We start from the raw sequence: 23583 nt of genomic DNA on the forward strand, positions 1-23583 counted from the left end.
CATCCTGCCGGAGCATCAATATGCGATCCCCTGCCCGCCCCGTCTTGTCCCTCCTCATGGCTTGCGGCCTTGCCGCCGGGGCCGGCCTGGCGCCAGCCCTCGCCGCCGCGCAGGGAAGCTACCCGTCGAAACCGATCCAGCTTGTCCTGCCGTTTCCGCCAGGCGGCGCCACCGATGTCGTTGGCCGCTTGGTCGGCCAGAAACTGGGAGAACGGCTTGGCCAGACCGTGATAGTCGACAACCGTCCCGGCGCCGGCACCGTTGTCGGCGCGAGTTATGTCGCGAAGTCCGCGCCGGACGGCTACACGCTGATGGCGACGTCCGGCACCACGTTCACGGTCAACCCCGCTGTCTACCCGCGGCTCCCCTATGACCCGCAGAAGAGCTTCGAGCCGATCGGCCTGATCGGCTCGACCGGCCTGATACTGCTCGCGAACCACGACGTTCCCGTCAACAACCTCAAGGAGTTCGTCGCCGCGGCAAAGGCAGACCCCGGCAAGTACTCCTACGGCTCGTTCGGCGCCGGCACGACCGCCCATTTCGCCGGCGAAGCGCTCCTGAACCTCACCGGCATCAAGATGCTCCATGTGCCCTACAAGGGCAGCTCTCCGGCCATGACCGACCTGATCGGCGGCCAGATCCCCTTCAGCGTGGACACCGTGGCCGCGGCCATCCCGCAACTCAAGTCCGGCAAGATCAAGGCTATCGCGGTCACCACGGCAAAGCGCTCGTCGCTGCTGCCGAACGTGCCGACCGTGGCGGAAAGCGGCTATCCCGGCATGGACGCCAGCACCTGGATCGCGCTCGTCGCGCCGCGAGGCCTGCCGCCCGAAGTCAAGGCAAAGCTGGAGAAGGCGCTGGCCGAGGCCATCGCCGATCCGGCTACGCGCAAGAAACTGGCTGACAACGGCATCGAGCCCTCCTACGCGCCGGGCAAGCAAGTCACCAGCATGATCGAAAAGGAAATGCCGCAGATGCGCGCCATCGCGCAACGCGCCAATATCAAGCTCGATTGACCTTCCAGACGCGGGCCGCCGGTTCCAGGACGAAACGGCCCGAGGAGACCCTACTTCATGAACGAGCAAGACAAGCTGACCTCGGCTTCCGCAGTCGAACTTCGCCGCCTGATCGGCACCAAGGAAATCTCGCCGGTTGAATTGCTGGACGCGTGCATTTCCCGCATCGAAACCTACAACCCGGCCATCAACGCGATCACGGCGACCTGCTACGAGCGGGCACGCACGGAAGCCCGGGCCGCCGAGCAGGCGGTCATGCGCGGCGAATCACTCGGCCTGCTGCACGGACTGCCGCTTGGCGTCAAGGACCTGGAGGCAACCGCGGGGCTGCTCACCACCTACGGCTCGCCGCTGTTTCGCGGCCATCTGCCCACCGAGGACAACGTGCTGGTAGCGCGGCTGCGGTCGGCCGGCGCCATCGTCGTTGCCAAGACCAACATCCCGGAAATGGGCGCCGGCGCGAACTCCCGCAACGCCGTCTGGGGCGCGACCGGCAACCCCTTCAACCCGAACCTCAATGCGGGCGGGTCCTCCGGCGGCTCGGCCGCCGCGCTGGCGGCCGATTTCCTGCCGGTCTGCACCGGCTCCGACACCGGTGGCTCGCTGCGCATTCCCGCGGCCAAGTGCGGCGTGGTCGGCTTCCGGCCCTCGCCAGGCATCGTACCCAACTCGCGCAAGCTGCTGGGCTGGACCCCGATCTCCGTGGTCGGCCCAATGGGCCGCACAGTCGCCGATGCCTGCCTGCAGCTTGCGGCTTCGGCGGGTGTATCGGTCACCGATCCGCTGAGCTACGAGGTAAATCCGGCCGCTTTCCTCTCGCCGGCACGCGTGGACCTGTCGGCCTTGCGGGTCGGCTGGACGGAGGACTTCGGCTGCTGCGCGGTGGACGACGGTATCCGCCGCGTGTTCCGCGCGAAGATTGCCGCGATGCGGCATCTGTTCAAGCAGTGCGATGAGGTGACCTTCGACCTGGGCGATGTGCACCGCTGCTTCGACGTGCTGCGCGCCGAGAGCTTCGTCGCCGGCATGCACGAGGCCTACCAGCGCGATCCCGCCAGCCTCGGCCCCAACACCCGTGCGAACTACGAGATGGGCGCGAAGATGTCGCTGGCCGATAGCGCGTGGGCGCAGGCCGAGCAGAACCGCATCCTGCAGCGCTTCCAGCAGGCCTATCGGGACTACGACGTCATCCTGTCGCCCACCACGCCGGTCTCGCCGTTCCCGTGGACCAGCCTGTACGCGGATACCATCAACGGCGAGAAACAGGAGAACTACTACCGCTGGCTGGCCCTGACGTATGTCGTGACCCTGACCACGCACCCTGCCATCTCGCTGCCCTGCGGCACCGACGACCTCGGCATGCCGTTCGGCCTGCAGGTGACCGGCCGGTTCCGGGGCGACGGTGAAACCCTGGGCGTGGCCCAGGCGATGGAAACGGCGTTTGCCGCATCGGCGGCATTGCGCCGTCCCGTTCCCGACCTCGCCGCCCTCAGGCCTGCCGAGCCCGCGCTTCGTTCCATCGTCACTGCGCCGCCGATCTTCGGCGCCGCGGCACAGGCGAGCGGCGTCTCCGCGGTATAAGTGGCAAGCGCCTCGTGCGGTCGTACCGTTGTCACCCGCTGCTGCGCGACCCGATCCCCCTGCCAGGGCAAGTCAACGGGCCTCTTGTGGATTCGCCAGAGGATCGGCGACCGCCCCTCTCGGCATAGGCTTGCAGCTTCTCGTGTAGCATTCGCACGGTGCCGGAATTCGTCGCAGGGCTTGAGGAAGCCCTCGACGATATGCAGGGAGCCATCGAACATGGTGCGTTCCCGGCAGCTGACGCACGGCTGGGCGATGACGAGGCTGCATCCGACAGCAGAGATTGGAGCCTAAAGACTTACAGGGAAAGGCAACGTGCAGACAGTTGCGGTTTTGGATTTCGAAACGACGGGGCTGTCGCCGCGTCAAGGTGACCGGGCTACGGAAATTGCCGTCATCCTTTTGCGCGACGGGCAGATCGTCGACCGCTATCAAAGCCTGATGAATGCGGGCAGGCGTATCCCTTCCGATGTCGTGAATCTGACGGGCATCACTAACGACATGATCGCGTCGGCACCCGCCGCGTCAAAGGTAATGCGCGAAGCAGCCGAGTTCGTTGGCGACCACCCTGTCGTCGCACACAATGCCGGCTTCGACCGGCGCTTCTGGCAGTCTGAGCTTGGGCTTCTCGGCATGGCCGCCGACCAGTCCTTTGCCTGCACGATGCTCGTGTCGAGGCGGCTCTACCCGCACGCCGGCAATCACAGGTTATCGACGCTGGTGGACATGCTGCAATTGCCCAAACCCGGGCGAGCTCACCGGGCCATGGTCGACGCGGAGATGACCTGTCATTTGTGGCACCGACTGCGATCCGACATCGCCCAGACGTACGGCGTGAATCGCGTGGACCATACCCTCATCACAAAAGTGCAGGCCACCAGCAGGGCCAAGGTTCCGACACTCCTGCGCTCGCTGGGTGAAGGCCAGCCACCCGGGCCATATACCGCCTGAGGCAGCGTCCTTGAGTGCCGGCGACCAGCCTCGCTGCAGTCTTCAGGCCGTCAGGCAAGACCAGATTGGCTGCCTTCACAGCGGACATGCCACGCATTGGTCGTGACCAGCCGCTGCGCCGGGTTCAGGTAAATCGATCGGACAGGATGAGCGCGCTGAGCTCGCGCTGATTCCAGAAGATGTGATGAATTCGAGGCAGCGCCTTGCGCAAGGTGTCGGCGTCGATCGCATGGAAGACCAGTTCCGCTGCGGGGCGCGTGCCATCCCCGGGCACATGTTCTATCTCATCGCAAGGCGGCAGGCCGTACTTGGCCAGGAAGGCGCGGATATCCTCGTCGGAGATGTCGGGCTTCAGGTTCGTTAGCAGAACACGTGTCATGCTGGCTACTCCTTCGAGACAGTTGCGCGCGGAACTTTCGCGGCCGAATCGTCGTACCGACCGTGGCGAACAAATAAAAGTTAGTGCGATCTTGTCCGCATTGCAACCTTGCCCGCCACCCGCATTGCATTGCAGGCGAAGGCCATCCGGGTGCGCCGGGGCAAGTGCCATCCGGCCTGCGAAAGCCCGGCGCCAGCCGGTCCAGGGCGGTACCGCCGCCATGTGCCGGCCGCTCGTGCCGCGCAATTGCCTCCTGCGATAGCTTGGCGGGGCCATGTCCTAAAACGTTGGATCTACGACATTGATGCCATCAGGCCTGGCGCCTACTCTAGCTCCTGTGCTGGCCGACATGGTGTCGGCCACGGCAAGACTGGAGCAGAAGACATGACGAATACCACACAACCCGGTACGGCCCTGATCACTGGCGCATCTTCCGGCATCGGCGCCATCTACGCGGACCGCCTGGCGCGGCGCGGCTACGACCTGGTACTGGTGGCGCGCAACCGCGAGCGCCTGGAGACGCTGGCGCAGCGCCTGACCGACGAGACTGGCCGYTCGGTCGAGATCGTCACGGCCGACCTGGGCGCGGAAGCCGACGTCCGCCGCATCGAAACGCTGCTGCGCACCGATGCCAGCATCACCACGCTGGTCAACAATGCCGGCGTGGGCGCGGTCGCGCCGCTGCTGGCTTCTGACGTGGACAAGATGCAGTCGATGATCGAGCTGAATGTGGTGGCGCTGACGCGGCTGACCTATGCGGCCGTTCCCGGCATGGTGGAACGCGGTACCGGCACGATCATCAACATTGCCTCGGTCGTGGCGATTTCCCCCGAACTGCTGAACGGCGTCTACGGCGCGTCCAAGGCCTTCGTGCTGGCGCTGACCCGGTCGCTCAAGCATGAACTTGCCGACAAGGGGGTGCGCGTGCAGGCCGTGCTGCCCGGCGCGACCCGCACGGAGTTCTGGGATGTCGCCGGCCAGCCGGCGGACAATCTGCCGCAGGATTGGGTGATGTCGGCGGACGACATGGTCGACGCGGCGCTCGCCGGGCTGGACCAGGGCGAGGTCTTCACGGTGCCGTCACTGCCCGACGTGGCCGACTGGAACGCCTACGAATCCGCGCGTACGGCCCTGTTCCCGAACCTTTCGCGCAGCGCGCCGGCGGCAAGGTTTGGCGTGGGCGCCTGATAGCGGTCCCTCGCCGCCTCGCCACCTCGCCTGCCTGCTCAGGCCAGGGCCTCGACCGCGAGGGCGATGCCCTGGCCGCCGCCGATGCACAGGGTCACGATGCCCCGGCGTATCCCGTCCGCGCGCATCGAGTGCAGCAGCCGCGTGGTCAGGATCGCGCCGGTCGCGCCGATGGGGTGGCCGTGCGCGATGGCGCCGCCATCCACATTGATGATGTCGTGCGGCAGGCCCAGTTCGGCGGCAACCGCCAGCGGCACCGCCGCGAATGCCTCGTTGATTTCCATCCGCTCGATATCGCCCAGCGCCCATTGCGCACGCTCCAGGGCCTGGCGCACGGCCGGCACGGGGCCGAGGCCGAACAGGCCCGGCTCCACGGCGCCGACGCCATAGGCCACCAGCCTCGCCATCGGCGCCAGTCCCCTTTCCTCGGCCACGGAACGTTCGGCGACCAGCATGGCTGCCGCGCCGCTATTGAGCCCCGGCGCATTGCCCGCCGTGATGGTGCCGTTCTTGCGGAACGCCGGCCGCAGCTGGCTGAGGACCTCGAACGTGGTGTCCGGGCGATTCGCCTCGTCCACGCTGAACATCACCGCGCCGCCCTTCGCCTTCACCGGCACGCCGACGATCTGCGCGAGGAAACGGCCTTGCGCCTGGGCGCGGGCAAAACGGCTCTGCGAGCGTTCGGCCCAGCGGTCCTGTTCATCGCGGCTGATCTTGCAGCGCTCCACCAGATCCTCGGTATGCCAGCCGGAGTGTTCGCCCGAGAACGCATCCACCAGGCCGTCCMKCAGCAYGCTGTCATGCAGSGYMGCATCGCCCATGCGSYKKCCCCAGCGGGCSGCAGGCATCAGRTAGGGCGCSYGGTCCATGTTCTCCATGCCGCCGGCGATCGCCACGTCCATATAGCCGAGGCGGATTTCGTCGGCCGCCGTGGCAATGGCCTGCGCGCCGGAGCCGCATACCCGATTGACTGTCATCGCGGGCACCGAAACCGGCAGGCCCGCTCCGATGGCGGCCTGCCGCGCCGGATTCATCCGGTTGCCTGCCTGCACCACGTTGCCGAACACCACGCTGCCGACCAGGGCCGGGTCGAGGCCAGAACGACGGAAGGTCTCGCCGATCACCGTCGCGCCGAGCTCGGTCGCAGGCGTAGCCTTGAGCGCGCCGTTGTAGGCCCCGATGGCTGTGCGAACCGGCTGGCACAGCACGACTTCTCTTGCTTTCATCGCATTCACTCCGTTGACTCCTTGCTTGTCGGTTTCGCAAAATCTCCGGGCGGACGGTGCGCCTGCCAGGCACCCGGGCCCGTTATCTCCATGGCATCCGCCAGCGCCCGTTTCAGCATGACCTTGCCGAGCTGAAGCCGGTACGCTGCATCGGCAAAGCTGTCCGTCAGCGGCGTCACGCCGGCAAACGCCGCCATTGCGATGCGATCCATGTCATCGGCCCCGCCCGTGAAGCCGGCGCCCAGCAAAGCCTCGGCGGCATAAGGCCGGAAAGCCGTGTCGGCGACGCCGGTGATCCCGATCGTGCCGCCCACGCACCGGCTCCCCGCGAACCGCAGCGCGACGGCGGCGGCGGCCACGGCATAGCCCGACGATGGATGGCGGAACTTCCGGTATCCGACCCGCAGCGCGGCCGGCATGGGAATATGGATGCGGGCGAGGATCTCGTCGGGCTGCACGGCCGAGGACATGAACCCCACGAAGAACGCGTGCGCCGGCACACGTCTCGTGCCGTTGGCGCCGGCCAGCTCCATTTCGGCCTCCAGCGCGAGCATGGCAGCCGGCCAGTCCGCCGACGGATCGGCGTTTGCCAGCGCCCCGCCGATGGTTCCGCGATTACGCACCGCGGGATCGGCGATGACGCCCGCAACCCGGGCAAACATCGGGGCCAATGCCCTCAGCTGGCTGTCCGACTCCAGTTCGGCGTGGGTCGTGGCACTGCCGATCGAGATGTGATCCTGGTGGATTTCCACGCCCTTCAGCTCGGGCAGCCGGCCGATGTCCACCAGCAGGGACGGCCTGGCCAGCCTCAGCTTCATCAGGGGCAGAAGCGAATGGCCTCCGGCCACCAGCTTCGCGTCCGCATCGCCTGACAGCAGTGCGAGCGCGTCGGGCAGGCTGCTTGCCCTGACATAGTCGAACGGATACGGGATCATGCCTCGCTCCTGTTGGCCTCGTGGATCGCGCGCCAGATCTTGGGCGGCGTCAGGGGCATATCGAGATGGGAGATGCCGAATGGCTTCAGCGCGTCGCATACCGCCGCCACCACCGCCGGCGGCGCGCCGACGCAGCCGGCCTCGCCGATGCCCTTGACCCCGAGTGGATTGGTCGGCGAGGGCGAGACGTGAAAACTGGTGCGCATGCGGGGAACCTGCTCGATCCGCGGGAAGCCGTAGTCGAGCAGCGATCCCGACAAAAGCTGGCCCGCCTCGTCGTACCTCGCCTCCTCGAAGAGGGCCTGGCCGATGCCCTGCGCAATACCGCCGTGCATCTGGCCGTGGCAGAGCATGGGATTGATCAGTACCCCCACATCGTCTACCGCGACGTAGTCGAGTATCTCTACCATGCCAGTCTCGATGTCCACCTCGACGACCACCGCATGGCAACCGTTGGGCGCCCCCATCGAGGTGGGCTCGTAGAACACGCGTTCTTCCAGCCCGGGCTCGACATCCCTGGGCAACTTGCTCGCGACATAAGCCATGCGCGCCACCCGGGAAAACGCAACGGTGGTGTCCGCCGCCGCTGTCGAGAACCGGCCGTCGGCGTAGCGGACATCCTCCTCCGGCGCCTCCAGCATGATCGCGGCGATCTTGCGGGCCTTCGCGAGAATCTTGCCCGCGGCCAGGTAGGCCGCCGAGCCCCCGACCGGCATCGAGCGGGAATTGAACGTCCCGTGGCCCGCGAGCACGCGGTCGGTGTCGCCTTGCACGACATCGACGTCCTCCATCGGGAGTTGCAGCACCTCGGCCACGATCTGCGCGTAGCTGGTGGCATGGCCGTGCCCTTGCGGCATCGATCCGCTGAACAGCGTTACCTTGCCGTCGGAGTGCACCCGGATATGGGCGCTCTCCCACCCGCCGCGATCGAAGCCGACCCTCAGCAACAGGGCGGAGATGCCCATGCCCACCAGTTCCAGGTAGCAGGTCACGCCAATGCCGATGTACTTGCCTTGCTGCCGCAGCTCCGCCTGGCGCAGGCGCCAGCCGGTGTAGTCGACCAGTTCGGTGGCATTGTCCAGGCACGCCTGGTAGTTGCCGCTATCCCATTTTCCGCGCGCATTGTTATGCGGCTGATAGGGGAACTGGTCGGCCTGCACCAGGTTGCGCCGCCGGAGCTCGACCGGATCGATATCCAGCTCACCGGCGACCGCATCCATCATCCGCTCGACGATATAGGCCGCCTCCGGCCGGCCGGCGCCGCGATAGGCGTCGACCGGCGTGGTGTTGGTCGTGACGAGATTGACCTCGACGTCGACCGAGCTGATCTGGTAGTTGCCCGTGACGTAGCTGGCCGTGTTGACCGTCGGGATACCGGTGGCCATATTGGAAAGATAGGCCCCGAGGTTGGCGAACGATTGCACCTTGATGCCCAGTACCTTGCCGGAATCCTTGACCGCGGCTTCGACATATTCCACATGGGCGCGGCCGTGCGTGGTGGCCACATGGCTCTCGCTGCGGGACTCGGTCCAGCTGACCGGCCGGCCGAAATGCCTGGACGCAAACGCTACCAGCACCTCTTCGGCATAGAAGTGCATCTTCGCGCCGAACCCGCCCCCGATGTCGGGCGCGACGATCCGGATCCGGTGCTCCGGCCAGCCCAGGGCTTCCGAGAGCCAGCGCCGCGACATATGCGGCACCTGGGTAGGCACGATGAAAGTCAGCTGCTCGTCGACCGGGTCATAGCTGGCGCAGAGCGCGCGCGGCTCGAGCGGGCTGGGTATCAGCCGCTGGTTGACCAGGCGGATCGACACCACGCGGTCGGCCTGCCTGAGCGCGTCGTCATAGTCGCCGCCCTTGACGCGGTAGACGCCGATCAGGTTGCCCGGCACATTGGCGTGGAGTTGCGGCGCGCCCGCAGACAGTGCCGCCTGCGCATCGGCCACGGCTGGCAGTTCCCCGTACTCGACCGCCACCAGCTCGGCGGCATCGGCCGCGAGTTCTCGCGTGCCTGCCAGCACCATGGCGACAGCCTCGCCGGCGTAGCGCACCCGCCCCGCGGCAAGCGGCGGATGGGCCGGCACTTTCGAGTCCCCCACGACCCAGTTCGGACGGATATCGCCGACCTTTCCCTGGATATCCGCGTAGGTCAATACGCCCACGACGCCGGGCAGCGCGAGCGCTTGCGCCGTGTCGACATGGCGGACGTCCGCATGGGCGAAGGGAGACCGGACAAAGGCGGCGAATACCATCCCGGGGAACTGGAAGTCATCCGTAAACCTGCCGCGCCCGCTCATCAGGCGCCGGTCTTCCCGGCGCCTGACGGATTTGCCGATATAGCGCGTCGTGGCGTCTTGCGGGGCTTCRCTCATGGCAATGCTCCTCAACGGCCACCGCATTGCCCTGCGCAAGCCTTGTCGCCGCCAGCAGGACGGCGTCGACGATATTCTGGTAGCCGGTGCACCGGCACAGGTTTCCGTGCAGCGCCTCCCTCACCTGCGCCTCCGACGGACAGTGCACGCGCAGCAGCAGCGCGCGCGCGGCAAGCAGCATCCCTGGCGTACAGAATCCGCATTGCAGGCCGTGGCATTCATTGAAGGCTGCCTTGAGCACGTTCACCGTGGGATCGTCCTCCATGCCCTCGATGGTGTGGATCGCGCTCCCGTCGGTCTGCACGGCAAGCACCGTGCAGGACCTTGCCGTGCGCTGGTCGAGCAGCACGGTGCAGGCTCCGCACTGGGAGGTGTCGCAGCCGATGTGTACGCYGGTGAGGCGCATGGCGTCCCGCAGCATGTGCACCAGGAGCTGCCTCGGCTCCGTCTCGGTGCTTGCGCTCACGCCATTGATGGTGTTGTGTATCTTCACTTGCGCCACCTTGCCTCCTTTATGTGCCGGCCGCCCGCGAGGCGGCCGCACGCTATGGAATTATGACCATCATACTAAAGAATGAAAAAAAAGAAACCAGCTTCCTCCGGCACGCTGCCTCCTCATCCCCGTCTCATCGCAGGCCACGGATCACTGCGCCGCGGCGACTGGCGCGCCCTGCGGCGGGGAAGCCGCCACGGCGGCACCACCCTCGCCCGATTCCATCACCAGTGTCTCGAAACGGGAGAAGAAATCCGCCAGGAACTTGTTGGCGACCGCCCCCACCAGCCGGGAACCGATCTGCGCCAGCTTGCCGCCCATCTGTGCAACTGCGGCATAGTGCAGGGACGTGCCGCCATCGATGTCCTCCAGGCGGACATCCGCGTCGAGCTTGCCGAAGCCTGCMATGCCCCCGGTGCCGGTTCCCTCTATGCGATAGCCGATTCCCTCCTGCCGGTCGGAGAAGCGGGCGGTACCCTTGAAGCGGGCCTTGATGGGACCGATGGCGGCAACGATCACCGCGTCATAGGCGTCGCCCTCGGCTTTCTGATAGTGCTCGCACCCCGGCAGGCACCGCTGCAACGTGCCAGGGTCGTTCAGGCGCCGCCAGACCTCCGCCCTGGGCGCCTTGATGACTTGCCTTCCAGTCAGTTCCAAATCTCATTCCTCCACGCTGTCGGGTCACTCGCCCCGGGTTGGCCACGCCGCTCCGGCTCTCGCCACAACCRTATCCGGCCGGCGCCAGCGGCGACGCAGGCAATATCTATCCGGTGTCTACATCCTAGGCAGGCGATCCGGGGTCGTCAAGCAATGCAATTCACTTCCACCTCGGTGCTTACCCTAGGAAGAGCCAGGCACGATCGCCGCTCCACCGCATCCGTCACTTCGGCCTGGTTATTCCATGATGCCCGTCATACTATAGATTGCACAGCGATGACAGCCGGCTCACCGGCATCATCATCATGAATGTATGATGGCCGTCATTTCAACGGGCGTCGCTGCCCTTCATCATGACGGAGTCCCCATCGTGCGTTACTCGCCAGATCACAAGGCCGAAACCCGCAATCAGATCATCTCGGCGGCTTCGGCCCAGTTTCGCGAACACGGCGTCAACGGCATTGGCGTGGCGCAGTTGATGAAGAGCGCCGGCCTGACCCATGGCGGTTTCTACGCGCACTTCGATTCCAAGGATGCCCTGATCGCCGACGCGGTCGACGCTGCCTTCGACCAGACCATGGCCTTTCTCGATGCGGCCGCGTCCGCGGCGCCGGCGAAGCAGCGCAAGCGTGCCATCCTTCAAGCCTACATGAGCAAGAAGCACCGCGACCATCCGGAAAGCGGCTGCGCGATCGCCGCCCTCGGCACGGATGTCTCGCGACTCGATGCCAAGACCCGGAAGCGATTCGAGGCCCGCGTCGGCTCGCTGATCCGGCTGATCGCGGGGGATGACAGTGAGTCCTCGCGCAAGGATGCGATCCTGATGCTGGCCACGATGGTCGGTGGCCTGGTACTCGCCCGCGCGGCGCGCTCGGAAACGCTGTCGAGCGAAATCGTGGATGCCGTGCAGGCATCCCGATAGCCGCCGACGGCCGGCGGCCGCCGTCTTCCCCCGTCCATTGCTCACCGCAAGATCGAGGTAAACCCGCGCAACGACGCTGAGCGCTTGACCTCTCCAGATCCGCTCACTAGCATGTAGACAGTGGATACACTGATGAGCCGATGCAGTCTTCCGCGGCCAGCCGATGCCATCCAGGCATCGCGTCCAGCCGGATCGGTCCGCCTTAATGTATCCACTGTCTATATTCGTTGCGGACCGGGATCGGGAATCCCCCGCGACAGCCACCATCCAAGGAGAGTCTATGTCTCGCGCAGTAATCGTTTCCTACGCCCGTACCCCCATCGGCAAGGCCGGCCGCGGCGCGTTCAACCAGACGCATGGCGCCACCATGGCCGGGCATGCCATCGAACATGCCGTGCGGCGCGCCAGGCTCGACGGTGCCGAAGTCGAAGACATCATCTTCGGCTGTGGCCAGCCGGTGGCGGCCACCGGCGGCAATGTCGCCCGTGCCGGCGGCATTCGCGCCGGCCTGCCGGTATCGGTGAGCGGGACGACCCTCACGCGCTTCTGCGCGTCCGGCCTCCAGGCGGTCGCCTTCGCTGCGCAGCGGGTACTGATCGACAAGGTGCCGGTCATGGTCGCCGGCGGCGTCGAATCGATCAGCCTGTCGCAGCCCGTGACGCTCAAGACGGCGCAACAGGAAGCCTGGCTTGCCCAGCACCGGCCGGATGTGTACCTGCACATGATCGATACCGCCGAGATCCTGGCCAAGCGCTATGGCATGTCGCGCGAACGATCGGACGCCTTCTCCGTGCGCAGCCAGCAGCGCACCGACCGTGCCCAGCAGGCCGGCCTGTTCAAGGATGAGATCGTGCCGCTTGCCACGACCAAGGGCGTGACCGACAAGGCGACCGGGCAAACCGTCTCGGAGGCATGCCTGCTCGAAGCCGACGAAGGCAACCGCCCCGACACCACGCTGGAGAAGCTCAGCGCCCTGCCCCCGGTGAAGGGCGAGGGATACCAGGTGACCGCCGGCAATTCCAGCCAGTTGTCGGACGGCGCCGCGGCGCTCGTGGTGATGTCAGAGAAGGAAGCCGAACGGCGCGGCCTGGTGCCGCTCGGCTATTTCATCGGCCTGGCGACCGCGGGCGTGGAGCCGGACGAAATGGGCATCGGGCCGGTGCGCGCCGTTCCCCGCCTGCTGGAGCGCAACGAGCTGACCGTCGACGATATCGACCTGTGGGAACTCAACGAGGCCTTTGGCTGCCAGGCGCTGTACTGCATCGACCAGCTGGGGCTGCCCGAGGAACGCGTCAACGTCAACGGTGGCGCGATTGCGATCGGCCATCCCTATGGCATGACCGGCGCGCGCCAGGTTGGCCACCTGCTGCTGGAGGGGCGCCGCCGCAAGGCGAAGTACGGCGTGGTGACCATGTGCGCGGCAGGCGGCATGGGTGCCGCCGGCCTGTTCGAATTCATCCACTAAGAAGCGCCAACAAGCCAGGAGACAGCAACATGACCAAGAACCCGAGCACCGGCATCACCGAATACGACACCGTGTTCGTCGACCGGGATGGCAGCTGCGGCATCGTCACGATGAACCGGCTCGAGAAGTACAACGCCCTCAACGGCGCGCTGCGCAATGACATCTACGCGGCGATGTCGTCGCTGATGGCCGACAAGACAATCCGCGGCATCGTCCTGTGGGGCGGCACCAAGGCATTCGTCTCGGGGGGCGACCTCGTCGAGATGCTCAAGCGCCGCCCGATCGACGCGTTCGGCCCCACCAGCGGCTCGTCTGACCTGTGGGCGCTGATCCATCACAGCACCATACCGGTGGTGGCGGCCATTGCCGGACCCTGTTTCGGCGGCGGCCTGGAACTGGCCATGGCCTGCGATCTGCGCGTGGCCGCCGACAATGCCCTGATGGGGCAGACCGAAACCAATGTCGGCCTGATCCCGGGGCGCGGAGGCACCCAGCGCCTGGTCCGGCTGGTCGGCGCAACGCGCGCCAAGGAAATGATCTTCACCGGCGAGATCATCAAGCCCGACGAGGCCTACCGCATCGGCCTGGTCAACAAGGTGGTGCCCGCCGCGCAGTTGCTCGAGGAGGCCAAGGCCTACGTGCACCGCATCGCGGAGAAGTCGCCGCACTCCATCGCCATGGCCAAGCTGATGATCAACAACGGACAGGACACGAACCTGGACACGGCGCTGATGATGGAACAGCTCGCCTTCGCCACGCTCTTCAGCACCGATGACATGCACGAAGGCGGCGACGCTTTCCTGAACAGGCGCCGTCCGGCCTACCGGGGATCCTGATCATGACGCAAGCAACCTTGGCAACCGCCGCCGGCGCGCACGCGCCTGGCGCCGCGGACCCGGCGCAGGATATCTACCATCCCCGCCTGCAGGTCGCGACCCTGGCCGACATCGAGCGCTTCGAGCAGACGCCGCTGGCCGGGCGCAAGCTGCCCGACAGCACCTACGATCTGCTGCGCCTGGCGCGCGATCGCGCGCCCGACGCCCCGGCGTTGTACCACTTCGCCTCGGGTGACGAGCTGGACCGCGCCACCACGGTCACCCACGGGCAGCTGTTCGGGCGCATCACCCAGACCGCCAACCTGCTGCATTCGCTCGGGATCGGCCCGACCGACGTGATCGGCATTCTCATGCCAGTAGCGCCGGAGTCGCAATACGCAATCTGGGGCAGCGAGGCCGCCGGCATCGCCYGCCCCGTCAACTGGATGCTGGAGCCGGAGATCATCCGTGCCCTGCTGAGCAATGCGGGGGCGAAGGCCGTGATTGTCTACGGCCCCGACGCGGATATCGAGGCATGGAACAAAGCCATGCTGATCCGGCAGGACCTGCCCGAAGTCCGGCACTGGATCAAGGCAGGCGGCGGTCCCGCAAGTGAGGACGGCATCGTCGACCTCCTGGCCGAGCTGCCGCGCCTGAGCGCCGAGTCGCTCGACAGCGGGCGGCGGATCGCTCCCGCGGACACCGCTTCGATGTTCCATACCGGCGGGACCACGGGCACACCCAAGCTCGCTCTCCACACCCATGGCAACGAGGTCTTCATGGCCTGGGTCAGCGGCATGCAATATGACGTCCAGCCCGAGGACGTGCGCGTCTGCGGCGTGCCGATGTTCCATGTCACGGGCGTGCTGACCAACTGCCTGATGCCGCTGGCGCGCGGGGCCTCGGTAGTCATGCTGACCTCCGGCGGCTGGCGCGACCCTTCGGTGATCCGCAACATCTGGCGCATCATCGAGCGCTTCCGCGTCACCACCATCAGCATGGTGCCAAGCGTGGTCAACATGCTGCTGAACATCCCGATCGACGGTGCCGACATCAGTTCGCTGCAGGCCGCGACCTGCGGCACGGCGCCGCTGTCGACCGCGATCGCCGAGGCCTTCGGCAAGAAGACCGGCTCGGTCATCATGGAAGGCTACGGCCTGACCGAAGGCACCGCGCTGAGCGCCTGCAACCCGCGCTACGGCGAGGCGCGCACGGGCTCGATCGGATTTCGCAAGGCCTACCAGCAGATGAAGGCGGTCAAGGTGGCCGATAACCGCATCGTGCGCGATTGCGAGCCCGGCGAGCCCGGCGTGGTGATCGTGCGCGGCCCCAACATCTTTGCCGGCTATCTCGATCCGAAGCACAACCGTGGTATCTGGTTCGAGGGCGGCTGGTTCAACACCGGCGATCTCGGCTACCGGGATCAGGAAGGCTACTTCTGGCTGACCGGCCGGGCCAAGGACCTGATCATCCGTGGAGGCAACAACATCGATCCGCGCATGATCGAGGAGGCGCTCTATCGCCATCCGGCGGTGTTCGATGCCGCCGCGATCGGCATCCCGGACGCGCATGCCGGCGAACTGCCGGTTGCCTACATCGCGCTCAAGCCGGGCAGCGACTACCCGCTCGGCCGCCTGAAGCACTATGCCTATGAAGTGATTCCCGAGCGCGCCGCTGTGCCCAAGCAGTTCTACCTGGTCGACGTGATTCCAAAGACAGCGGTCGGCAAGATCCAGAAGAATGTCCTGCGCGGCGACGCCATCCGGCGCGCCCAGCAACAGATGCTCGCGGATGCCGCAAGCGACGCGCCGGTACCGGTGCAGGACATCCGTGTCGAGGATCGCGGCGACCTGGGACTGACTTCGACCCTGGTCCTGCCCGCCGCCATGGGCCCGGCCGAGCGCAATGCCGCCATGTCGACCATCGACGCGGCCTTCGCCACGCTGACCATCAAGTACTCGGTGGTGTACGAGTAGATCGAAAAACGAGTAGATCGAAAAAAAACAGGAGACAACCATGACCAGGTCCAACACGGCCGCGTACCTCGCGGCCGGGGCCGCCAGCTTGCTGATGCTGGCGCCCCACCCCGCGCGCGCCGGGAAGCCCGCGGATTTCCCCACGCATCCGATCCGCATCATCGTGCCCTATGCCGCCGGCGGCGGGACCGACATCATCGCCCGGACCCTCGGCGCGGCCCTGTCGCGGCAGATGGGGCAGCCGGTCGTGGTGGACAACCGCCCGGGAGGGCAGACCATAGTGGGCTACTCGATCGCGTCGAAGGCCGCGCCGGATGGCTACACCTTGCTGATGAACAACTCGGCGCACAGCATCCAGCCGGCGCTGTTCAAGGACCTGCCCTATGACGCCATCAAGAGCTTCAGGGGCGTGGCGGAAATCGCCGCATCGCCGGTCGTGTTCGTGGTCGACCGCAAGCTGCCGGTGACCGACCTGAAAAGCTACGTGGCCTATGGCAAGGCTGCGTCCACCAAGCTCAATTTCGGTTCCTTCGGCGCCGGCACCGGCTCGCACCTCTGGGGCGAACTGCTGGCTTCCGCCACCGGGCTCGACATGATGCACGTACCCTACAAAGGTTCGGCGCCCGCGATCCAGGACCTGATCGGCGGGCAGATCAATGGCCTGTTCGTCGACCCGCTCGCGATCAAGCCACATGTCCAGGCCGGCACCGTCCGCGCCATCGGCGTGACCGGTCCACGCCGATGGAAAGGCCTCGAAAGCGTGCCTACCTTCGTCGAGCAAGGCTATCCGCAGTTTGCCGACGTAGGCTGGTTCGGCCTGTTTGCCCCGGCGGGCACGCCGGACGCGGTGGTCAACCGCCTCAGCGCCGAGGTCGCGAAGGCAGTCGCCCTGCCCGAGGTCAAGTCCAAGCTGCTGGAGCTGGGCACCGAGCCGAGCGGCACCGCGCCCGCCGCGTTCGATGCGCAGATCCGCAAGGACGCGGACCGCTGGGCCAAGGTCGTCACCGAGAAACATATCACGCTGCAATAGGCAACCCGGCCAATCCCGGGGGCGTGCGGGCAGTCAGCGCGCGCGCGTTCCCCGGGAATCCGGGCCCTGCCCCCCGATTCCCAGAACATCCTCGACGTTGCGCTGAGCTGCGGCTTGCGCTCGCAATCGCACTTCACCACCGTGTTCAAGCGCTTCTTCGGCGAGACCCCCCATAGCTGGAAGATGAAAGCCGCATTCGCGCGTACGGCTGCGTGAATTGCGCGACACCGTGCGCCACGCCGCCCGCGGCCGTGCAATGCCGAGGCCATGATCCTGGCGGCAGTGCTCGATGCCACCGCGGTGGCCCGACGAACGCCACGCAGTGGCAAGCTGCGCTGGCTACGCGCTGGCTGCCGGCTCCATGCACCGCCTTCGCCTGGCCCAGGCCACGGCGCGGGTACAGGTGCTTTGCCGATTCCGCACAGGTCATCGGCGGGTAGCGATGGCCTATCGCGGCCACACCTAAACCAAAGGATGACTTGCCGCTACCAATGCGTTAGTACAACGAACCCATGCACGAGTGCGCACACGCAAGGACCAATCTATTCTTCCAGCAAGGCAAAGCAAGCCTGCTCGACACACCCGAATGCCAGGCGCTCCCTGTTCCAGCCGAGTTGTAGAAGCAGGCAGATCCGCGAAGCAAGCTGTGTTGCGCAACGCCGCGCCTTACCCGCCGGACCTCCGCGCCGGCACCATCCTGCTACCCGACTGGAGAACATCATGACCACTCGCGACAAACGCCTCCTTGCCGCGGCCGGCCTCATCGGCGCCAGCATCCTGTCCGCTACCCTGGCCAACGCCAGCGATCCGCGCACCAGCACCCACAGCGGCGACAAGTACGGCTACACCTTCAACATCGACAAGCCGCGCGACGTCCTGCTGGCAGTGGCCTGGATCGGAATCTGTGCCGCAAGTTGCGCGATGGCCGTCGTCGTCGCGCTCTGGGTACGGCTCTGACGGCATGTGATCCTGCCCAGCGGCAATCCACCCATCGCGAAGCCGATCATCGCCTCCGATACGTCGGGGCAGCACCCATCGTCCCTGACGAGACCAAGCCAGCGCCACGACCAGCGAGGAATCTGCACGCCCGCGGCGCGAGCGGCGAGCCCCTGATTCGGGAACGCTCGCCATTCTCACGTGGTAGCTGCAAGGAGGGTTGGCGCGACTATCGCTGAGGCTTCCAGGTAGTCATGCCTTCCAGTACACCGTCGCGCCGGATCAGCCCGTGATACAGCGCCGCGGCGAAGTGAACCAGAACGGTTGCGAACAGCAAGAATGCAAGCATGGTGTGCGCATTGCGCAGCGTCGCATACAAGGCGGCGCTGTGCGGCAGGATGGGCGGCAGTTGTGCTTGCCCATAGAGCGCGATCGGGTAGCCGCCCGCCGAGAGCATGCCCCAACCGATCAGCGGTATCGCGAACATCAGGACATAGAGCATGGCATGCGAAGCCCGTGCCGCCAGACGCTGGAGCGGCGAAAGCGCGGCCGGCAGCGGCGGGGGCGGGTTGATCAGGAGGTTCACCAGGCGTACTGCCGCGAGCACCAGGATGGCAACGCCGAGCGGCTTGTGAATCGACAGTAGCAAGGCATAGCGGCCGGAGACGGTCGCTACCATGCCGATGCCGATGAACAACATGGCCAGGATCAGCGCTGCCATCAGCCAGTGAAGGATCCGCGACGGCGCCGAGAAGCCTTGGATGGTGGTTCTCATGATTTTGCTCCTGCATTCACTTCTTGCGGTGTGACTGCGCTGGTCGGCTTCTCGCGACGCTCGTTCTCGCGAACGGTGAAGGAACGCGAATAGGCTGCAGAGCGGGCGCTCGGGATGTCGTCGGCGGACGTTTCGATTCCGGCCGGCAAGATCGTTGGATCGAAATTGATGTCGGTGCAGGTACCACTGTCTTCGCTCGACACCTTGTCGAGCGTGACCGTGCCAATGTCGACCTTCTGCCGGCCATCGGGCCACGCCTTGTCGGGGTTGACGGGGTCTCCCGGCTGGCCGACGGTCACCACCATCTTCCACTGCACGGGATGCTGAGCCACCTCCGAGATCAGCGCGTCGAACAGGTAGTTCGGATCGGCGCCCTGCTGCTTGCCGACCGGCGCGAATGGCTGGACAGGCTCGGCGGACCAGCGAACCGGTACCGGGATGCCCGCCCTGTCCACGAACAGGAAGGTATCCAGTGCGTTATAGGTGCTGTTCGAGAAACCAGACGAGACGGCGCGATGGCCCACGATGCCGACGGCAGCCACGAAATCCGGGTGAGCCGCAGCAAACGCTTTCGCCTTCTCAGGGTCGGGCTTGCCGGTTTTCGGATCGGGAATCGACGCCATCATCTGATCGTAGAACGCCTGCACCGTGCTGAAGGGAAAAACGGGGATATCCACCATCGCCGTGCGCCATTCCTGTCCACCGTCGGGCTTGAATTGCAGAGCAAGGCTTCGCACGAGACTGGGTCCATCGGCAACGAATGGCATGCCGCCGGCGAAGGCGATTCGCCCGACCACGGGCACGCGCCCGCGGGCTAGCAGCCTGGCCTGGGAAAGCGCTGATCCCGAACCGTTGCTATCGAACCAGCCTGTCGCGCAGAGGCCCTTCGCATGATTGCGACGGAACCCTGCGTGCTTTCCGTTCGCCGCTTCGAAGCCGGAAACGACCTTGTCCTGCGTAAGGCGATCCGGTGAGAGCCAGCCGCCCGCATAGGCGAAGGCGCCGGCGAGCACGAGTGTCGCCACCCCGATGCCGCCATATCGGATCGCCACCGCACCGGCGCTCAGCTTGGGTTTTTGCCCCAAGGGGCCTCCAACGTTGTCAGTCATAGCCAATCCTTTCCGTGCGCGGCACGAGTTCGTGCGTTGTATACGAGTTCCTACCGATGGCGGCCCGGGCCCGGCACAAAGCTGGTGTGATCTCCGGCTTGTGCGGGGCGTAGCCCGTTATCAGGATTCTGCTAGGTTCCCGGCAGGAAATTTTTCCCGCATGCCTGGTCATTGCAGATTCGCACTGCGGGTGAGCGGCGCATCGGCCCACCCTGCTCGCAGCGCACTCCAGCAGCGGCGCAATAGCGCTGGAGACTGGCGTATCGCTCCAGCGCATGCACCGGCACCGCGGCCCTGCCGCGCGTGGCGGCAAGCGGGGCGCGCGGCGCGCACGAGCGTGCGGCGCTCATGCGCCGAACTGGAAGGCGTTGCGCACCTGGTCGATAGCGGGCGTGCCTAGCGACGCGTGCAGGCGCGCCTGGCCTTGCGCTTGCGCGTGCATCGGGGTGCCCGTGCTTGCGCTGCCGGTCTCGGCCGCCACCTTGGCCTCGGCCGCCTGCAGATCCTGCGGATAGTTCGCGTCGTCGCCGTGCGGGCTGTAACCGGCCTGCTCCAGGCGGATCAGGTCGGCGCGCACTTCGGCGCGGGTCACGGGGCCCTGCACGCTCTGGGCGAACGACAGTGCCGGGACTGTCAGGGTGCAGGCGAGCAGTACGGCTTGGATCAGTGCTTTCATGATGGTTACCTCTTTCGGTGTTCCGGTGTTCCGGTGTTTCGACGGGATGGCCCGCTTGCGCGTGGCGGTTGTGGAACTTGCGTCGGGATGACGGACAAGTTGTAACCATTGTTGGTCTCGCCCGGTGACCTCAGGCTGACCAATTGATGACAAGCTTGTCACCTTGGCCTCGATGGCATCCGTGGCATCCGTGCGCGCCGAGTGATCCTGCCTGCGCCGCCCGCGCAACATGACAATTCCGTAATGCATTGGTCAGGACCGGGTAAATGCGCAGCCACCACACTGGCGACATCACCAAGCGCTGCCCGCCTATCGATCGAAGGCAGCCTCCCTTCGATCTCTCGCCCGGAACCAACCATGTGGATCGTCAAACTCGCCTTGCGGCGACCCTATACGTTCATCGTGCTCGCGCTGCTGCTGCTTGTACTGGGCCCACTGGCCATCGAACGCACGCCGACCGATATCTTTCCCGACATCAATATCCCGGTGGTCAGCATCGTGTGGTCCTACAACGGCTTCTCTGCCGAGGACATGGCACACCGCATCACCTCCAGCTACGAGCGCGCGCTGACCACCGACGTGGAGGACATTGAGCACATCGAATCGCAATCGCTGAACGGCGTGTCGGTGGTCAAGGTCTTCTTCCATCCCGGCGCCGACATCAACCGTGCAATCGCCGAGGCGGCCGCCAATTCGGCCTCGATCCTGCGCATCCTGCCGCCCGGCACGCTGCCGCCCAACATCATCAGCTACAACGCCTCGACCGTACCGGTGCTGGAACTCGGCCTGTCGAGCAACACGCTGCCGGAGCAGAAACTCTACGACCTGGGCAACAGCTTCATCCGCACCCAGCTCGCCACCGTGCAGGGCGCCGCCGTGCCCCTGCCCTTCGGTGGCAAGGTCCGCCAGATCATGATCGACATCGATCCCGCCGCGCTGCAGGCCAAGGGCCTGACGCCGGCGGACGTGGTGAGCGCCGTCAACGCGCAGAACCTCACGCTGCCGGGCGGCACCGCGAAAATGGGCRAGCGTGAGTACAACGTGCGCATGAACGGCAGCACGGATACCGTGGACGCGCTCAACGACCTGCCGGTCAAGAGCGTCGGCGGCAATGTGATCTACGTGCGCGACGTGGCCCATGTGCGCGACGGCTACGCGCCGCAAACGAATATCGTGCGCAGCGACGGCAAGCGCGCCGCATTGCTGCAGGTGGAGAAGACCGGCAGCGCTTCGACGCTGGACATCATCAGCCGGGTCAAGGCCATGCTTCCGCAGATCGGCGCCGCCCTGCCACCTTCGCTGCATATCAGCACGCTGTCGGACCAGTCGGTGTTCGTCACCGCCGCGATCTCCGGCGTGGTGCGCGAAGCGCTGATCGCCGCCAGCCTGACCGCCGCCATGATCCTGCTGTTCCTGGGCAGCTGGCGTGCCACGCTAATCATCGCCGTGTCGATCCCGCTCGCGGTGCTGACTTCCTTGACCGCGCTCTCCGCGCTGGGCCAGACGATCAACATCATGACGCTGGGCGGCCTGGCGCTGGCGGTGGGCATCCTGGTCGACGATGCCACCGTGGCCATAGAGAACATCACCCACCACATCGAGAACGGCGAGCCATTGCACGACGCCATCCTCAACGGCTCCGGCGAGATTGCCGTGCCCACCTTCGTCTCCACGCTGTCGATCTGCATCGTGTTCGTGCCGATGTTCCTGCTGTCCGGCGTGGCGCGCTACCTGTTCGTGCCGCTGGCCGAAGCGGTGGTGTTCGCCATGTGCGCCTCCTACTTTTTCTCGCGCACCCTGATACCGACGCTGGCGATGTACCTGCTGCGCGCGCGCGCCGCGGGCGACGCCCGGCCCCACGGCCGCTTCGCCGCTCTCGCACGGCTCCAGCAGCGCTTCGAGCGGCGTTTCGAGGTGCTGCGCAAGCGCTATCGCGCCGCCTTGTCGTGGGCCATGGCGCAGCGGGGCCGTTTCGTGGCGCTGTGCCTGCTGTTCTGCCTGGGCTCGCTGGCGCTGCTGCCGTTCATCGGGAGTGACTTCTTTCCCGCTGTCGACGCCGGCGAGATCCGCCTGCACCTGCGCGCGCCGACGGGTACGCGCATCGAGCAGACCGCGGCGCTGACCGATCAGGTCGAGAGCCGCATCAGGGACGCGATCCCGCCCGGCGAGCGCGGCGGCGTCCTCGACAATATCGGCGTGCCGGTCAGTGGCATCAACCTGACCTACGACACCTCCGACCCCATCGGCCCGGAAGACGCCGACGTGATGATCAGCCTCAAGCCGGGCCACCGCCCCACCGCGGACTACGTCGCGATGCTGCGCAACCGGCTTACCGCGGCCTTCCCGGGCGTCACCTTCTCTTTCCTGCCGGCCGACATCGTCAGCCAGATCCTCAATTTCGGCCTGCCCGCGCCGATCGACATCCAGATCGTTGGGAGCCGCGTCGACGAGAATCGCGTCGTCGCCAACCGCCTGCTGTCGCAGCTGCGCAGCGTGCGTGGACTGGTCGATGCGCGCATCCAGCAACCGGCGGACGCGCCCACCTTGGACATCAACGTCGACCGCACCAAGGCGCTGCAGGCGGGCCTGACCCAGCATGACGTGGCGCAGAACCTGCTGATTTCCCTTTCCGGCAGCGCGCAGACCACGCCCAATTTCTGGCTGGACCCCAAGAACGGCGTCAGCTATCCGCTGCTGACCGAGGTGCCGCAGTACGACATCCATTCGCTGCAGACGCTGGCAAACCTGCCTGTGGGCAACAGCGCCGCCGGCACCGGCGCGCAGAGCCAGCTCGGCACGCTCGGCACGCTCGGCACCATGTCGCGCAGCTCGCAGCAGGCGGTGGTCTCGCACTACAACGTGCAGCCGGTGCTCGACATCTTCGCCTCCGTGCAGGGACGCGACCTCGGCGGCGTCGCCGCCGACGCGAGCCGGCTGGTGGATGCCGCCCGCGCGCAGTTGCCGCCCGGCTCTTCCATCGTGCTGCGGGGACAGGTTCAGTCGATGCGGGAATCCTATCGCGGGCTCGGCACCGGGCTGGTGCTGGCGGTTGTACTGGTCTACCTGCTGATGGTGGTGAAC

The 23583-nt window shown here is 66.2% G+C and carries 19 protein-coding genes and 2 pseudogenes; 12 read left to right on the top strand and 9 right to left on the bottom strand.

Features of this window, described 5'->3' with window-relative positions:
• The first annotated feature begins 20 nt into the window (after positions 1–20).
• The 3 genes from AC1DO7_RS08395 to AC1DO7_RS08405 all read left to right on the top strand — a co-directional run bounded on the left by AC1DO7_RS08395 (position 21) and on the right by AC1DO7_RS08405 (position 3548).
• Positions 21–1016 carry a Bug family tripartite tricarboxylate transporter substrate binding protein gene (locus AC1DO7_RS08395; protein WP_441619757.1) on the top strand — a complete coding sequence of 332 codons (996 nt, stop codon included), beginning with the start codon at positions 21–23 and terminating at the stop codon, positions 1014–1016.
• Positions 1017–1073: 57 nt separating this feature from the next.
• Positions 1074–2597 (top strand): amidase, encoded by a 1524-nt coding sequence (locus tag AC1DO7_RS08400; RefSeq protein ID WP_441619759.1) that lies wholly within the window; start codon positions 1074–1076, stop codon positions 2595–2597.
• Positions 2598–2912: 315 nt separating this feature from the next.
• Entirely contained in the window at positions 2913–3548 is a 636-nt protein-coding gene (locus AC1DO7_RS08405; protein WP_441619761.1) for a 3'-5' exonuclease, read from the top strand.
• A 124-nt stretch (positions 3549–3672) separates the two neighbouring features.
• Here the strand turns inward: AC1DO7_RS08405 and AC1DO7_RS08410 are convergent, their stop codons facing one another.
• Entirely contained in the window at positions 3673–3927 is a 255-nt protein-coding gene (locus tag AC1DO7_RS08410) for an RNA-binding protein (protein WP_441619763.1), read from the bottom strand.
• A 384-nt stretch (positions 3928–4311) separates the two neighbouring features.
• Between AC1DO7_RS08410 and AC1DO7_RS08415 the strand changes: the two genes are divergently transcribed.
• On the top strand, positions 4312–5115 hold the full coding sequence (locus tag AC1DO7_RS08415; RefSeq protein WP_441643433.1) for an SDR family NAD(P)-dependent oxidoreductase: 804 nt from the start codon (positions 4312–4314) through the stop codon (positions 5113–5115).
• 38 nt (positions 5116–5153) lie between these two features.
• Here AC1DO7_RS08415 and AC1DO7_RS08420 read toward each other — a convergent pair whose 3' ends face one another.
• From AC1DO7_RS08420 to AC1DO7_RS08440, 5 genes and pseudogenes are all read right to left on the bottom strand, one after another.
• A complete protein-coding gene (locus AC1DO7_RS08420; protein WP_477115991.1) occupies positions 5154–6341 on the bottom strand; it encodes a thiolase family protein in 1188 nt (395 codons plus the stop codon).
• A gap of 5 nt (positions 6342–6346) precedes the next feature.
• Entirely contained in the window at positions 6347–7276 is a 930-nt protein-coding gene (locus tag AC1DO7_RS08425; protein WP_441619769.1) for an FAD binding domain-containing protein, read from the bottom strand.
• Positions 7273–9648 carry a xanthine dehydrogenase family protein molybdopterin-binding subunit gene (locus AC1DO7_RS08430; protein WP_441619771.1) on the bottom strand — a complete coding sequence of 792 codons (2376 nt, stop codon included), beginning with the start codon at positions 9646–9648 and terminating at the stop codon, positions 7273–7275. Before AC1DO7_RS08430 ends, AC1DO7_RS08425 begins: the two co-directional genes overlap by 4 nt.
• Positions 9649–9676: 28 nt before the next feature.
• Positions 9677–10141: pseudogene (locus AC1DO7_RS08435) on the bottom strand (2Fe-2S iron-sulfur cluster-binding protein); the annotation flags it as partial.
• 150 nt (positions 10142–10291) lie between these two features.
• Positions 10292–10798: an SRPBCC family protein gene (locus AC1DO7_RS08440; RefSeq protein WP_477115992.1), complete on the bottom strand. Its 507-nt coding sequence runs from the start codon at positions 10796–10798 to the stop codon at positions 10292–10294.
• Between the two features lie 313 nt (positions 10799–11111).
• On the opposite strand from AC1DO7_RS08440, the gene AC1DO7_RS08445 reads away from it, so the two are divergent.
• The 7 genes and pseudogenes from AC1DO7_RS08445 (at position 11112) to AC1DO7_RS08475 (ending at position 17963) form a co-directional block, all read left to right on the top strand.
• Positions 11112–11720 (top strand): TetR/AcrR family transcriptional regulator, encoded by a 609-nt coding sequence (locus AC1DO7_RS08445; protein ID WP_441619777.1) that lies wholly within the window; start codon positions 11112–11114, stop codon positions 11718–11720.
• 280 nt (positions 11721–12000) lie between these two features.
• Complete coding sequence (locus tag AC1DO7_RS08450) at positions 12001–13185, top strand: acetyl-CoA C-acyltransferase (protein WP_441619778.1); 1185 nt, start codon at positions 12001–12003, stop codon at positions 13183–13185.
• 29 nt (positions 13186–13214) lie between these two features.
• Positions 13215–14021 (top strand): enoyl-CoA hydratase/isomerase family protein, encoded by an 807-nt coding sequence (locus tag AC1DO7_RS08455; RefSeq protein ID WP_441619780.1) that lies wholly within the window; start codon positions 13215–13217, stop codon positions 14019–14021.
• Positions 14022–14023: 2 nt separating this feature from the next.
• Positions 14024–15976: an acyl-CoA synthetase gene (locus tag AC1DO7_RS08460; protein ID WP_477115993.1), complete on the top strand. Its 1953-nt coding sequence runs from the start codon at positions 14024–14026 to the stop codon at positions 15974–15976.
• Between the two features lie 40 nt (positions 15977–16016).
• Positions 16017–17006 (top strand): Bug family tripartite tricarboxylate transporter substrate binding protein, encoded by a 990-nt coding sequence (locus AC1DO7_RS08465; protein ID WP_441619784.1) that lies wholly within the window; start codon positions 16017–16019, stop codon positions 17004–17006.
• A gap of 84 nt (positions 17007–17090) precedes the next feature.
• Positions 17091–17222 (top strand): annotated as a pseudogene (locus tag AC1DO7_RS08470) (AraC family transcriptional regulator); the annotation flags it as partial.
• A gap of 504 nt (positions 17223–17726) precedes the next feature.
• Positions 17727–17963, top strand: coding sequence for a hypothetical protein (locus tag AC1DO7_RS08475; protein ID WP_441619786.1), 237 nt, complete (start codon positions 17727–17729; stop codon positions 17961–17963).
• A gap of 208 nt (positions 17964–18171) precedes the next feature.
• Here the strand turns inward: AC1DO7_RS08475 and AC1DO7_RS08480 are convergent, their stop codons facing one another.
• The 3 genes from AC1DO7_RS08480 to AC1DO7_RS08490 form a co-directional block, all read right to left on the bottom strand.
• Positions 18172–18717: a cytochrome b gene (locus AC1DO7_RS08480; RefSeq protein WP_441619788.1), complete on the bottom strand. Its 546-nt coding sequence runs from the start codon at positions 18715–18717 to the stop codon at positions 18172–18174.
• Complete coding sequence (locus tag AC1DO7_RS08485; protein ID WP_441619790.1) at positions 18714–19826, bottom strand: catalase family peroxidase; 1113 nt, start codon at positions 19824–19826, stop codon at positions 18714–18716. The genes AC1DO7_RS08480 and AC1DO7_RS08485 overlap by 4 nt, the downstream gene beginning before the upstream one ends.
• 346 nt (positions 19827–20172) lie before the next feature.
• Complete coding sequence (locus tag AC1DO7_RS08490; protein WP_441619792.1) at positions 20173–20502, bottom strand: DUF4148 domain-containing protein; 330 nt, start codon at positions 20500–20502, stop codon at positions 20173–20175.
• Positions 20503–20859: 357 nt separating this feature from the next.
• Here AC1DO7_RS08490 and AC1DO7_RS08495 point away from each other — a divergent pair.
• Positions 20860–23583 (top strand): efflux RND transporter permease subunit (locus tag AC1DO7_RS08495; protein WP_477115994.1); only part of this gene is annotated, 2724 nt, incomplete at its 3' end.

It is taken from the genome of Cupriavidus sp. 05N40, from assembly GCF_056397305.1.